The organism is Brachybacterium sp. SW0106-09 (genome assembly GCF_001293905.1).
In the GTDB taxonomy this organism is placed as follows: Bacteria; Actinomycetota; Actinomycetes; order Actinomycetales; family Dermabacteraceae; genus Brachybacterium; species Brachybacterium conglomeratum.
The window spans coordinates 36512-49177 of sequence record NZ_BCAK01000021.1; the positions used below are offsets into that span (position 1 = coordinate 36512).

Sequence of the window (12666 nt, forward strand, 5' to 3'; positions counted from 1 at the left end):
GGGGCTGACGACCGCAGGGCCCGCGCTCGGGAAGCATCGGGATCGACATCATGACCCCGTCGCGAAGGACTTCCCGATGACCACCGCCGCCCAGGCCGCTCCCCCGCCCTCCGCCGACACCTCCGGTGACCCCGTCGCGCTGCGCGCCCGCGCCGTGACCCGCACCTACGGCAGCGGCGCCGGCACCGTCACGGCGCTGGACGCCGTGGACCTCGACATCGCCCGCGGCGCCTTCACCGCGATCATGGGCCCCTCCGGCTCGGGCAAGTCGACGCTGCTGCACGTGCTCGCGGGCCTCGACGAGGTCACCTCCGGCTCGATCGAGCTCGAGGGCACCGAGATCACCTCGCTGCGCGACGACGCCCTGACCCGACTGCGCCGCGAGCGGATCGGCTTCGTGTTCCAGTCGTTCAACCTCCTGCCGATGCTGACCGCGGAGCAGAACATCCTGCTCCCCCTCGAGCTGGCCGGCACCCGCGTGGACCGCGCCTGGCTGGACACCCTCACCTCCGCCTTCGGCATCGCGGACCGGCTCGACCACCTGCCCTCCCAGCTCTCCGGCGGACAGATCCAGCGCGTGGCGATCTCCCGCGCGCTGGTCACCTCCCCGGCCGTGGTCTTCGCCGACGAGCCGACCGGCAACCTCGACTCCCGCACCACCGAGGAGGTGCTGGACTTCCTGCGCCTCTCGGTGGACGAGTTCGGCCAGACCGTCGTGATGGTCACCCACGAGCGCGACGCCGCCGAGCGCGCCGACCGGATCCTCACCCTCGCCGACGGGCGGATCGCCTCCGACGAGGACCTGCGCGGGACCCGCACCGCGCGCTCCGCGCCTCACGGGCAGGAGCAGCGCTGATGGCCCGCTCCACCGTGAAGCTGACCCCGGTGCGCCGCCATCTCGCGGCGGTCGTCACCATCGCCCTGTCCTGCGCCTTCGTCGCGATCATGGTGCTGGCGGGGAACCTGATGCAGGCCTCCCTGCGCTCCCAGGCCTCCCAGATGTACGAGGGCGCGGACCTGGAGATCCAGCGCGAGCTGTCCGACGAGGACTGGGCCTCCGAGGAGCCGCTTCCGGCCCCCGAGGTCGAGGGCACCGAGGCCGTGTGGCCCGCGCCCCGCAGCTATCTCGAGGCGAGCTCGACCACCGGCAGCGGCTTCTTCGAGGCCACCATGCTCCCGCCCGGCCAGGAGGACGCCCTCGAGGAGGGCTCCGCCGCCGGCACCGAGTCGGAGATCGTGCTCTCCCGCTCCGCCGCCGACGCCCTCGAGGCGGGGGTCGGAGACCCGATCACCGTGCAGGGCTCCGGCCCGGCCACGGGCGAGGACCCCGCGCAGGAGGCGGAGCGGACGCTCACCGTCTCCGGGATCGCCGCAGATCCCGCCGGCGCCGTCTTCGGCGGCACCCCGCGCCTGATGCTCCAGGACGTCAACGCCGCCGCCCTGCTCGGGCCGACCGCCGGGACGACCACCGACACCTGGCTCGCCACGGTCCCCGACGGCGAAGACCCCGCCGCGGTGGCCGAGGCCGCCTCGGCCTCCGCCGCCGAGGGCATCACCGTGCGCGGTGTCGAGGAGGCCGAGGAGGAGGCCGCCGGCGACTTCATGCAGGGCTTCGGAGTGCTCGGGATGATCCTCGGCGTGTTCGTGGTGATCGCCCTGTTCACCAGCGCCCTCGTCATCGCGAACACCTTCGCGGTCACGCTCGCGCAGCGCACCCGCTCCCTCGCGCTGCTGCGCACCCTCGGCGCGACCCGCGCCCAGGTCCGCTCCGTGGTGCTGCGCGAGTCGCTGCTGGTCGGGCTGCTCGGCGCGGCGGTCGGCGTGGTCGCCGGGCACCTGCTGGTCCAGGCCGCGCTCGCGGGCGCCGCCGGGCTCGGCTGGCTGAACGGCGTCGCCCCGGTGCCGGTGAGCCTGTGGTCGGTGCTGCTTCCGCTGCTGGCGGGCGTCGCGATCACCGTGCTCGCGAGCCTCGCCCCGATGCGCTCCGCCACCCGTGTCGCGCCGCTGCAGGCGCTGCGCCCGCAGCCGCCCGCCGTCACCCGCGGGCTCGGGGTGCGCGGCGTGCTGGGCCTCGTGGCCGTGGTGCTCGGCGTGGCCGCGCTCGTCGGCGGGACCGCGCTGGCCCTGAACGGGGTCGCCGCCCTCGGCATCCTCGCGGCGATCGGCGGCGGCGTGCTGAGCTTCACCGGCGTGATGCTCGTGCTCGTCACGCTCACCCGGCCCCTCGCGGCCCTCGCCGCCCGTCTCGGGGCGCTGCTGGGCGGGCTGCCTGCCCGGATCGCCGGGGCGAACGTGGCCCGCAACCCGCGCCGCAGCGCGGCGACGATCGCGGCCCTCCTGATCGGCACCACGCTCATGACGATGATGACCGTCGGCGCCCGCACCGCGGAGGCGACCCTGACCTCGGAGCTCGACTCCCGTCGGCCGATCGACCTGGTGCTCTCCGCGGAGGCGATGCCCGAGGACGCCGCCGAGCAGGTCGCCGCGATCGAGGGCATGGATGCCGCCCACGCCGGGGAGCGCGGGGACGTCGAGGTCGGCGCCGGGGAGCCGATGACCCTGTACTCCGTGACCCCCGAGACGGTGCGGGAGGTCTCCCACCGTCCCGAGATGGCGGACGAGCTCGCCGACGGCACCGTGCTGCTCGGGCAGGAGCGGGCCGAGCGCTTCGGGGTCCACGACGGTCAGGTCCTCTCCCTCGAGGGGGCCGACGGACAGAGCCACGACCTGCGCGTCCAGGTGGACGCGAACCTGCAGATATCGCTGGTGACCCCGGCGACGCTCGAGCAGCTCCTCGGGGAGGGGACCACACCGGTCGTGCTCGCGGACTTCGCCGATCCCGGCACCGCCGAGCGCGAGGGGATCGACGTGTTCGAGCTGATCTCCTCGGTCGACGAGCTCTCCGCCTCCGAGGGCTTCGAAGGGGCGAGCAGCGATCCCGGCGGCGCCGAGCGCGAGTCCTACGCACAGATCCTCGACATCCTGCTGGGCATCACCGTGGCGCTGCTCGCGGTCGCGGTGCTCGTCGCCCTGGTCGGGGTCGCCAACACGCTCAGCCTCGGCGTGGTCGAGCGCACCGGGGAGAACGCGCTGCTGCGCGCCCTGGGCACGACGCGCCGGCAGATGCGGGCGATGCTCGGCTGGGAGGGAGTGCTGCTCGCCGCGGTCGGCGCCGTGCTGGGGCTGCTGATCGGGTCCCTCTACGGCGTGCTCGGGATCATCGCACTGCTGGGCTCGACCTATCCGGTCTCGATCACGATCCCCTGGGACCGCCTCGGGATCGTGCTGGTGCTGGCCCTCGCCGCCGGGGCGCTGGCCTCGGTCCTGCCGGGCCGCGCCGCCGCGCGCACCGCCCCGGCCGCCGCCCTCGCCTCCGCGGAATGAGGCGCTGAGGGCACACACGGCCGACGGCGCGGACACGCGCCCACCGCCGCGGGGCCCGTCGGATGACCGCCGTCCGACGGGCCCCGACCGCTGTCGGAGGCGGATCCGCCCGCACAGCGCGCTCGACGGGTACGAGTCGGCTGCTCCCCGGACGGGCCCGCGCGCCCCGGACGAGGAGCGGCTGAGCGGGAGCGGCCCGGCGGGGCTCAGTCCAGGCGCGAGGGCAGCGGCGTGGAGCGCACCAGCCGGGCGAGGACCACGAAGGTCGCGATCGCGAGGACCAGCGCGATCGCGCCCTGCCAGACCATGCCGGAGCTGATCATGCTGGCCCCCACCAGAGCCTGGAACATCTGCCAGGTGATCCCGAAGCCGATCCCGAACCGGCCCTTGGCCAGCACCGAGCGGGCGGCGAGGGCGGTGCCCGCGGCGAACAGCAGCAGGAAGATCCCCAGCCCCACCCCGAGCCGGGCGGTCATCCCGCCGCCGGAGGCCGCCACGAAGCAGAAGGTCGCCGCGGCCGCCAGCACGAGCGTCTCGACGCCGAGCAGCAGCGCGGCCCGCGGGCGGGTGCGCGGACCGGGGTCCTCGGCGTCGGCGGGACGGGTGCTGTCGGGCGCGGTGGGCATGGGGGCACTGTATCCGCCGCGGCCCCTGTGCGATCTCGAGCGTCTGTGACATCTCGAGCGCCTGGTGGCAACGGCTTCGTGCCCGGCATCACCTCCCGATCGCGACTTCTCGCGACGGTGTGGGAAGTGCCACCAGGCCCGGCGGTCCAGGCTCTTGTCGAGGTCGTCAGGAGCCGCAGAGAATGGAGAACGGCTCGTCCCGCCGAGGCCCTCCGGTGCACAGCGCACCAGGCCGAGCGTCGACAGCCGCAGAACCCGAGAACGCCCCACAGGGAGCGACCCTCGCCGCGCCTCGCCCCTGCGAGGGCAGGGCGCGACGTCCTGGAAAGAGAGAGTGACGATGGACTGGCGCCACCGTGCCGAGTGCCTCAACCATGATCCCGAGCTGTTCTTCCCGATCGGGAACACCGGACCGGCGATCACGCAGATCCAGGAGGCGAAGGCGGTGTGCCAGAAGTGCGACGTCATGACGGCGTGCCTCAAGTTCGCCCTCGAGTCCGGTCAGGACTCGGGCGTCTGGGGCGGCCTGTCCGAGGACGAGCGCCGCTCCCTCAAGCGCCGCAACGCGCGCGCCCGCCGCGCCAGCTGACCCCTCGCCTGCGGCGCGCCTCCTCAGCGTCGCAGGCCGCCCCCGGGGCCGTGCCGCGAGCCGCTCCCGGGGCTGCGCCGCGGGCTACCGCCGCGGCAGTGCCGTCGGCCTCCCCCGGGACCCTCGCCGAGCACCCCGGGGCTCCGTCCCTCCCCCTCAGATCGTGAGCGGGTCGAGGTAGACGTCCACGATCGCGCGGGTCCCGCCCTCGCCTCGGTCCTCCCAGGTGAGCGTGCCGCCGAGCTGCCCCTGCACCAGCGTGAGGGCGATGTTCGTGCCGAGACCGGTCGGCTTCGCCGCTCCCATGCCGTTGCCGTCGTCCTCGATGCAGATCACGAGATGGGAGCCCGTCCGCTCGCTGCGGATCGTGAGCGTCCCGCCGGTCTCGGAGAGCCCGTGCTCGACCGCGTTGGTCGCCAGCTCGGTCACCACCAGGGCTAGCGGCGTCGCCTCCTCGGCGCGGATCGTGCCGACCCGCCCGATCTTCTCGGTGCGCACCTCGACCTGCCCGTCGGTCAGACGCGGGCTGCCCGCCCGGTGCACGGTCGCGCTCGCCGCGTCGACGGCGAGGCGCAGGCACCGGTCGATCACCTCGTCGAAGTGGACCGCCTCCTCCGAGCCCTGCAGCAGCGATTCGTGCACGAGCGCGATCGTGGAGACGCGCCGCATGGCCTCGGCGAGCGCCTCCCTCGCCTCGTCGGTCTTCATCCGCCGCGACTGCATCCGCAGCAGCGCCGCGACGGTCTGGAGGTTGTTCTTCACCCGGTGGTGGACCTCGCGGATCGTCGCGTCCTTGGTGATCAGCTCCCGCTCCCGACGCCGCAGCTCGGTCACGTCGCGCACCAGGATCACGGCGCCGGTGCGCTTGCCGGCATCGGTCAGCGGCACGGCCCGCAGGGACAGGGTGCCGCCCCGGGCCTGCATGTCCGAGCGCCAGGCCGCCCGCCCCATCAGCACCAGCGGCAGCGACTCGTCCACGGGGCTGCGGGACTGCAGCACCTCGGTGGACAGCTCCGCGAGGGTGGTCCCGGTCATGTCGCCGGCGATCCCGAAGCGGTGGAAGGCGGAGCGGGCGTTCGGGGAGGTCCACTGCACCACTCCCGCCTCGTCGAGCTCGACGACCCCGTCGCCCACGCGGGGCGCGCCGCGGCGGGGCGGGATCGGGGCTCCCTCGATGGGGAACGCCCCGTGCTGGAGCATCGTCAGCAGGCGCGCGCCGAGCCGGCGCTGGTGGGTCTCGTTGTCGCTCGGGTCGTTGTCGGACTCGGGCGACTCGGCGGCGAGGACGGCCAGGGTGCGGCCGTTCTTGCGGACCGGGACCATCACGCCGGTGGCGCTGCGGCCCTCGCGCTCGATCCGGGTGGGCTCCTCGGAGGGCTCGCCCCCGGCCAGCAGCCGGGCGATCTCGGCGCCCTCGGCATCCTCCGCGCCGTCGACCCCGACGGTGCGCACGGTCCCGACGGGATCCTCGTAGTAGACGGTCGATCCGGTCGCCGGACGGCAGTGCGCGACGGCGAGCGGGCCGTCGTCCTCCGCCAGCCACAGCACGAGGTCGGAGCGCAGCAGATCGGACAGGAGGTTCCAGTCCCCGACGAGGTGCTGGAGCCAGTCCGCCTCCTTCTCGGTGAGGGCACGGTTGTCGGCGAGGAACTTGGACAGGCTCGGCATGGGGCCAGGATATGCGTCGGCCCGGGTGTGAGCGCGAATCGCCCGTCCGGCCTGCTCTAGGCTGACGCGGACATCTCCCGAGGGAAGGACCCCGATGAAGCTGCGCGAGACCCTGCACCTGCCCCTTCCAGCCCGTTCGGCCGCCGCGATGTACGCCGATCCCGAGTACGCGGCGATCCGTCGGGAGACGCTCGGCGCGAAGGAGGCGTCCTCGCACGTCGAGGGCGATCCCGCCGGGGCGTTCACGGTCACCACCGAGCTGGTGCTGCCCACGGACCGGGTCCCGGACATCGTCCGCCCCTTCGTGGGCGCCTCCGTGACGGTGAAGGAGGTCCAGTCCTGGTCCGGTCCCGAGCCCGACGGCTCGCGCACCGGCACGATGCGCCTGGACGTGGTGGGGACCCCTGCCGGCCTGACGGGGACGCTGCGCCTCGCGGCCCTGGACCAGGCGCGCAGCGACGTCGAGATCGACGGGGACCTGGTGGCGAAGGTTCCGCTGCTGGGGTCGAAGATCGAGAGGGCCGCCGTGCCGTACGTGTCCACCGTGCTGCGGGCCGAGGAGCGCTCCGCCGCGGCCTACCGGGACCGCTCGGGCGCCTGAGGCAGGGCGTTCAGCCGGCGGCCTCGGCCCCGTCGAGATAGGCGAGGGCCTCGCGCGCCTCGACGAGGTCGAACCACAGCAGGGCGGGGTCGGTGTCGTCGTCCTCGGCCGCGGCGGCGTCGAGCTCGGTGACGTGGAAGCTCGCGATCCGCGCCGAGGCGGGGGTGCCGAGGAGGACGCCGAAGGCTCCTCCGTCGGCGGCGTCGCCGATCGCCGCATCCGGCACGTCCAGGGCGATCACCATGGCGCGCTGCGTCGAGGATCCGGCGCCGTAGGCGACGTGGACGGCGTCCTGCAGCGCCTCGTACTCGAGGTCCTCGAGATCCTCGCCGGGAAAGTCCCGCTCGGCCGACGCGGTGACGGCCCAGGCCGCACGTCCCGCAGGGAGCTCGAGGCGGGTGCTCGCGAGCTCGAGGGAGGCGCGATCCGTTGCGGTCAGCGGCAGGTAGATCCTCATGCCGTCATCCTCTCACCGGCGGGCACGCTCGAGCACGCGCTCCCTCCACCCGCGCGCCGGTGCCGGGGATGCTCCCTCCTCCGGCTCTCCGGCGGCTCCGTCGTCCTCGGCGGCGGGGACGAGCATCGAGGCGGCGATGTCGCGCAGCCCGCGGCGCAGGGGCGAGCGGGGTGCGGCCTCGCTGAGCAGCGCGCCGTCCCACACGGCAGTGCGGCAGGCCACGGGGTCGTCGGGCAGCAGGTGCAAGGAGTCGACCTGCATGCGGGTGGCGATCAGGTCGCGCAGCCGGTCGCCGGGGACCGGCGCACCGACCCGGTTGACGATGACGTGCAGCTCCTGCACGCCGAGCTCCTCGAGGCGGCTGTGGTCCCGCAGCAGCCGAGTGATGCTCACGGGATCGGCACCGACCACGGCGATCACGGCATCGGCGGCCTCGAGCGTGCTGAGGGCGGCGGAGTTCCGCTGCGGCGCGGCGGTGTCGTAGCTGAGCTCCTCGTCCTCCTCCAGCACGGGGCCGATGTCGGCGATGACGATCTCGCCGCGGCGACGCAGCGCGTTCCACACCCCGTCCATCGCCCCGCGGCGCAGCTCCGCCCACCGGCCGGGCACGCCGATGCCGGACAGCAGGCGAAGGTGGGGCTGCACGACGGGCAGGAGCGCGTCGAGGGTCTCCTCGGTGAGGGTGTCGCGGTCGTGGGCACGGGCGGCGGCGACCAGTCCGGGCGCCTCGTCGAGCACGCCGAGGAGCTGGCTCAGGGACGGGCCGTAGGTGTCGGCGTCCACGAGCACCGTGCCGTGCCCGGCCAGGGCGGTCTCCGCGGCGAGGTTCGCCGCGATCGTCGAGCGCCCCGGGGCGCCGGTCGGCCCCCACACGGCCACCAGGCGTCCCGCCTCCTGCGCCGGCTCCGCGGCCGCCTCCTGCACCCAGTCGTCGTGCTCCTCCCCGCCGGAGACCGCGGCGGTGACCGCGGCGAGGATCTGGTCGATCGGGGCGTCGGAGCTCAGCACATGGCGCAGGCCCACGGTGGTGGCCTCGGACTCCTCGCGGGAGCGCAGCCCGATCACCGCGGCGCCCCGGAGCATCGTCGCGACGGCGTCGCGGCTGAGCCCTCGCACGGAGAGGTCCACGAGGACCACGTCCCCGATGCCCGCGGAGACGACCGCGAGGGTCTCGGTGAGATCCGCGCAGCGGCGCACGACGCGCGCGGGGCGGGAGCGGTCCATCGCGAGGTCGTGGACGATGCGGACCTCGTCGCTGCCCGAGGCGCACAGGACGATGTCGATCACGGCGTGACCCCGTGGGCGCCGGGCACCCCGATCACGTCGAGGCGCTCGTCCTGGGAGAGGACCTCGAGCACCGCGGCGAGGTCGTCGGCCGGCACGAGGACCTCCACCGACATCGAGCGCATGCCCAGCGAGCTCCCCTCGTCGATGCGGCGCACCACGGCGTCGGGCACGAGCAGCTCGGCCTCGCCGGTGCCGCCGTCGTCGACCGACGGCGAGGTGTGCCACAGCTCGACGGAGGAGCCCGGCACCACGGACTCGGCGACCGTCGCCTCCACAGGGATCACCACGGGTCGCAGCGGCACGTCCTGGCTCTGCCCCACCGCGGAGACGGGGACCAGCTCCCCCGCCTGGACGGTCTGCGTGGCGACCGCGCCCTCGGGGATCGCCTCGAGGGTCCCGACGTACTGCTCGCGGTGGTCGCCGAGCCGGAGCTCGACGGTGGCGAGGTCGGCGCTCTCCAGCGGATCGCCCGGCACGATCGGACCGCGCGCCACGAGCACGGACGTCGTGGCGGAGAGCCGGGAGACGAGCAGCGCCCCCATCAGCACGCTCGCCAGCACGAGCACGATCCCGACGATCAGCCGAGGATCCTTCCATCTCGGCGCGCGCAGCCTCATCACCGGTGCAGTGGCCCCCACAGCTGTCCCCCGTCCCCCTCGTCCGTCCCCTGGTTCACGGCACGCTCGCGGCGCGCCTTCCGCGAGATTACGGCAGTCGGGGCCTGGATGGGGGCGGTCCGCCCCGACTGTGGACAACCGGCACGGAGCGTTCGTCCACAGCTCCCGCCGCCTGTCAGCTCGGGGATGAGAGACTGGGGCGACCCGCTCGTCCCGGACCGGAAGGATCGTCGATGCCGCCACGCTTCGTCCCGCTCTCCGATGTCGCGGAGACGCTGTCGATCTCGGCCTCGCAGGCGTACGCCCTCGTGCGCTCCGGCGAGCTGCGCGCGATCAAGGTGGGCGGCCGAGGCCAGTGGCGGGTCGAGGTCACAGAGCTCGAGTCCTACATCGAGCGGAGCTACCGGCGCACGGAAGCGCTGCTCGAGGAGGAGCGCGCACTCGAGCGCGACGCGTCCGAGGGCCACCCCTGACCGTCCGGGCGACCGTCGACGACCGCTCCTGAGCCAGATCAGGACGTTCCCTGGCCGCCAGGGCTACCCCGTGCCGCCCCCGTCCGCCCGGGCCGGCGCCGCACCGGGTCCCCTCAGCGCGGCAGCACCGCGAGCAGGGACGACATGGTCACCGTGAGCCGGGCGGAGCCGGGCACGCTGCTGGACTCCCCCGTCGGCAGCGACAGCACGTCCAGCGCATCCGCGCCGACACCGGCGATCCTGCCGAGCACGGTGCCCGCGGTCGTCTCCAGGCGCACGACGCTGCGGTCCCGTGCGATCTCGCGCAGCACCGACCCCAGCCCCAGCGGCGAGCGCAGCGACTCCTGCGCCGGCCGGGCCCGCGAGGAGAGGCCCTCCACGATGCCTATCGCGCCGAGCGGCACGACGGCGCGCTGAGCGGTGCGGGTCTCGCGCAGCGAGACCCACTCGGCGCCGACCTCCTCCACGGCCCCCGCCAGGCGCAGCCCCGATCCGACGTGCAGGGTGAGCTCGCGCCGGCCCGCACCGCGGAGCCGGTCGGCCAGGGTCAGCTGGGCGCGCTCGGCACGCGCGAGGTCCTCGGAGACGGCCCGCAGCTCCTCCTGCTCGTGGTGCTCTAACCGTCCCTCGAGGTCCTCGAAGATCCTCTCGAAGCGCATGGGCCCACTGTAGGGCGCGCCGGGCGACGGCCGGGCCCGGACGGCACATCGGGGACGAGGACGCGTCCGGGCGGGACGCGGACCAGCCCGCCGGGACCGGGATCGTCCCACCGGGACCGGGGCGCGTCCTCCGGGAGGGGCGACCTCCCCTCCACAGCCGCCCCGGATCAACATCGCCACCTCGAGCAGTTGCGGCCTGCATCACACCGGGCTATCTTTCCTCATATGCGATCCAGTCGCACCAAACTGCATCAAACGACACCATCGGGATGAACGGCGGTCGGGAGGCCCGACGCCGCGGAGCATGAGGCGAGGGGAAGGCCATGGGGGACCGGGGACGGGAGCAGGAAGCACAGGGAGCGGGGGCCTCGACGCTGGCCGCCGTCGCCGCCGCCGGAGGTGCGGTCGCGATGACCCAGGCGGCGAGGATGCTCGGGCGCACTGCGGGCAGCGCGCGCGGCGAGGAGCAGCTGATCGGCTGGGTCCTCGTGGGGCTGGCCGGCGCGGGGGCGCTGCTGTGCCTGTACCTCGCGCTGATCTGGGGGCTCGCCGCCGCGATCCTCCTGGCCGGCCCCGCGGGGCGGACGGGTCGGATGCTGCTGCCGGCCCTGCGGGTGCTGGCCCCACGCCTCGCCCGTCGCGTGAGCATGGGCGCCGCGGTCGCCACCGCCGCCACCGGGCTGGTGCTCGGTCCGGCGCTGGCCAGCGAGCAGCTCCAGCTCGAGGAGAGCGCCCCGGCCTCGTCCCAGACCTCGCAGGAGCTCCCCGGTGACGAGCCGGCGACGCCGGAGCCCGAGGCGCCCCAGGAGGCCGGCGCCGGGGAGCCCCTCCCCTCCCTCGGCTGGGGTGAGGAACCTGCGCCCGCCGCCGAGGAGCCGGCGACGAGCCCCGCCCCCGACGGGGAGGGCGACGAGTCGCCGACGACCGCGCCCGGGCAGCCCTCCGACGAGGGCACGCCGCAGGAGACGGGAGCCGAGGGGACCGAAGCGCCGGAGCGGGCGCAGGAGTCACCGCGCTCCGAGAGCCCTGCCGACGAGGCGTCCCCGGACAGCTCCGAGGCCCCCGACGGGGCAGGTTCCCCGGACGGCTCGGAGGCATCGGACACCCCGGTGGACCCGGCGCAGGACTCCCCCGACGAGCCGCCCGCCGCGGGCTCGACCCCGTCGGAGACCGGGAGCGCCCAGCCGTCCGCCGGCGACGACGAGGCCGCGGGCACAGGCACGGGCACGGACGAGGCCGCGGGCGATGCAGGGGGCGACGCGGACGCACCGCCGCCGAGGACCGTGGTCGTCCAGAAGGGCGACACGCTGTGGTCGCTGACGGACGACGTGCTCGGCCCCGGACCGGAGGATCCCGCGCTGCTGGCGGAGGCCTGGCCCCTGCTGCACGAGCAGAACCGTGACGTGATCGGCGGGGATCCCGACCTGCTGGTCCCCGGCCAGGTGCTCACCGTGCCGGCCACCCTCGACGAGGAGGCCCGGTCATGAGCACCACCGATCAGCGCCCCGCCGACGCCGCCCTCCGCCCCGCCTCCCGGGCACCCGAGGATCCTCTGATCGTGGAGCAGATGGTCGCACCGGTGGCGCGCCGGGCCGTCGAGATCATCCGGGACATGCGGCCGACGAACGCGCTGTCGCGGCTGGTCACGCCCGAGATCGCTCAGGTCCTGTCGCGTCGGGCGGCGCTGACCCGCCGCCTGCGGGCCTCGACGGGATACGCCCCGCCCCGGCAGCTGCAGGTCACGGGCGTGCGCACCTGCGTGGTCAACGAGCGCACGGTCGAGGCCAGCTGCGTGCTGCGCGAGCCGGACCGTGCCCGCTTCCTCGCCATGCGCTGGGAGCTGCGGCACTCCGGATGGAGGGTGACCGTCCTCGAGATCGGCTGAGACCCGAGATCGGAGGAGAAGAGCCCCGGGCCGCGTGGCCCGGGGCTCTTCCGTACGACGTCGGCGCGATCAGCCCTTGCGGCGGCGGCCCGAGCGGCGCTGCGCCCGGTTCAGGCCGTCGCCCTGCGGAGCGCCCTCGGGCTTGTCCGAGACGGTGTTCGCAGCGGTCCCGTCCTCGCCGCGCGCACGGCGACGGCGCTGAGCGCGGGTGAGCGTGCCGGAATCCTGGACGTCGCTGCCCTCGGCGGAGCTGTAGCGCAGCTGGCGCTCGTTCGGCCCGTCGTCGAGCCCCTTGGCACGCAGCACCACGGAGCTCTCCGCCTTCAGCTGGTCCTCGGCCTCCGTGTCCTCCGCCTCGGCGGAGCCGGTGGCCTCGGAGCCGGTGGTCTCGGAGGCGGTGGTCTCGGAGGCGGTGGTCTC

General features: G+C 74.6%; 13 protein-coding genes and 1 pseudogene. 7 read left to right on the forward strand and 7 right to left on the reverse strand.

Annotated elements, in window-relative coordinates; all coding sequences use genetic code 11:
- The first annotated feature begins 76 nt into the window (after window positions 1-76).
- Both Y09_RS10500 and Y09_RS10505 read left to right on the forward strand, forming a co-directional pair.
- Entirely contained in the window at window positions 77-856 is a 780-nt protein-coding gene (locus Y09_RS10500) for an ABC transporter ATP-binding protein (protein WP_053917666.1), read from the forward strand.
- The gene (locus Y09_RS10505; protein WP_053917667.1) at window positions 856-3384 is read left to right on the forward strand and encodes an ABC transporter permease; all 2529 of its coding nucleotides are present in this window, start codon (window positions 856-858) and stop codon (window positions 3382-3384) included. The genes Y09_RS10500 and Y09_RS10505 overlap by 1 nt, the downstream gene beginning before the upstream one ends.
- A gap of 206 nt (window positions 3385-3590) precedes the next feature.
- Here Y09_RS10505 and Y09_RS10510 read toward each other — a convergent pair whose 3' ends face one another.
- Window positions 3591-4010, reverse strand: coding sequence for a hypothetical protein (locus tag Y09_RS10510; RefSeq protein WP_053917668.1), 420 nt, complete (start codon window positions 4008-4010; stop codon window positions 3591-3593).
- A gap of 340 nt (window positions 4011-4350) precedes the next feature.
- On the opposite strand from Y09_RS10510, the gene Y09_RS10515 reads away from it, so the two are divergent.
- Window positions 4351-4599 (forward strand): WhiB family transcriptional regulator, encoded by a 249-nt coding sequence (locus tag Y09_RS10515; RefSeq protein WP_010549779.1) that lies wholly within the window; start codon window positions 4351-4353, stop codon window positions 4597-4599.
- A gap of 156 nt (window positions 4600-4755) precedes the next feature.
- On the opposite strand, the gene Y09_RS10520 is transcribed toward Y09_RS10515, so the two are convergent.
- Entirely contained in the window at window positions 4756-6267 is a 1512-nt protein-coding gene (locus Y09_RS10520; RefSeq protein WP_053917669.1) for a sensor histidine kinase, read from the reverse strand.
- 94 nt (window positions 6268-6361) lie between these two features.
- On the opposite strand from Y09_RS10520, the gene Y09_RS10525 reads away from it, so the two are divergent.
- Entirely contained in the window at window positions 6362-6868 is a 507-nt protein-coding gene (locus tag Y09_RS10525; protein ID WP_053917670.1) for a DUF2505 domain-containing protein, read from the forward strand.
- Between the two features lie 10 nt (window positions 6869-6878).
- Here Y09_RS10525 and Y09_RS10530 read toward each other — a convergent pair whose 3' ends face one another.
- The 3 genes from Y09_RS10530 to Y09_RS10540 are packed head-to-tail and all read right to left on the reverse strand — an operon-like array spanning window position 6879 to window position 9229.
- On the reverse strand, window positions 6879-7325 hold the full coding sequence (locus Y09_RS10530; protein WP_053917671.1) for a hypothetical protein: 447 nt from the start codon (window positions 7323-7325) through the stop codon (window positions 6879-6881).
- Window positions 7326-7337: 12 nt separating this feature from the next.
- Window positions 7338-8612: a P-loop NTPase gene (locus Y09_RS10535; RefSeq protein ID WP_053917672.1), complete on the reverse strand. Its 1275-nt coding sequence runs from the start codon at window positions 8610-8612 to the stop codon at window positions 7338-7340.
- Window positions 8609-9229: an SAF domain-containing protein gene (locus Y09_RS10540; protein WP_224765239.1), complete on the reverse strand. Its 621-nt coding sequence runs from the start codon at window positions 9227-9229 to the stop codon at window positions 8609-8611. Before Y09_RS10540 ends, Y09_RS10535 begins: the two co-directional genes overlap by 4 nt.
- Window positions 9230-9462: 233 nt before the next feature.
- Between Y09_RS10540 and Y09_RS10545 the strand changes: the two genes are divergently transcribed.
- Window positions 9463-9702 carry a helix-turn-helix domain-containing protein gene (locus tag Y09_RS10545; protein WP_053917673.1) on the forward strand — a complete coding sequence of 80 codons (240 nt, stop codon included), beginning with the start codon at window positions 9463-9465 and terminating at the stop codon, window positions 9700-9702.
- 113 nt (window positions 9703-9815) lie between these two features.
- Here Y09_RS10545 and Y09_RS10550 read toward each other — a convergent pair whose 3' ends face one another.
- On the reverse strand, window positions 9816-10361 hold the full coding sequence (locus tag Y09_RS10550; protein ID WP_053917674.1) for a hypothetical protein: 546 nt from the start codon (window positions 10359-10361) through the stop codon (window positions 9816-9818).
- A gap of 323 nt (window positions 10362-10684) precedes the next feature.
- Here Y09_RS10550 and Y09_RS10555 point away from each other — a divergent pair, with 323 nt between their 5' ends.
- Together Y09_RS10555 and Y09_RS10560 are read left to right on the forward strand one after the other, a co-directional pair.
- Entirely contained in the window at window positions 10685-11848 is a 1164-nt protein-coding gene (locus Y09_RS10555; protein WP_053917675.1) for a hypothetical protein, read from the forward strand.
- Window positions 11845-12246, forward strand: coding sequence for an Rv3235 family protein (locus Y09_RS10560; RefSeq protein ID WP_010549788.1), 402 nt, complete (start codon window positions 11845-11847; stop codon window positions 12244-12246). The genes Y09_RS10555 and Y09_RS10560 overlap by 4 nt, the downstream gene beginning before the upstream one ends.
- A 69-nt stretch (window positions 12247-12315) precedes the next feature.
- On the opposite strand, the pseudogene Y09_RS10565 reads toward Y09_RS10560, so the two are convergent.
- Window positions 12316-12666 (reverse strand): annotated as a pseudogene (locus Y09_RS10565) (preprotein translocase subunit SecA); the annotation flags it as partial.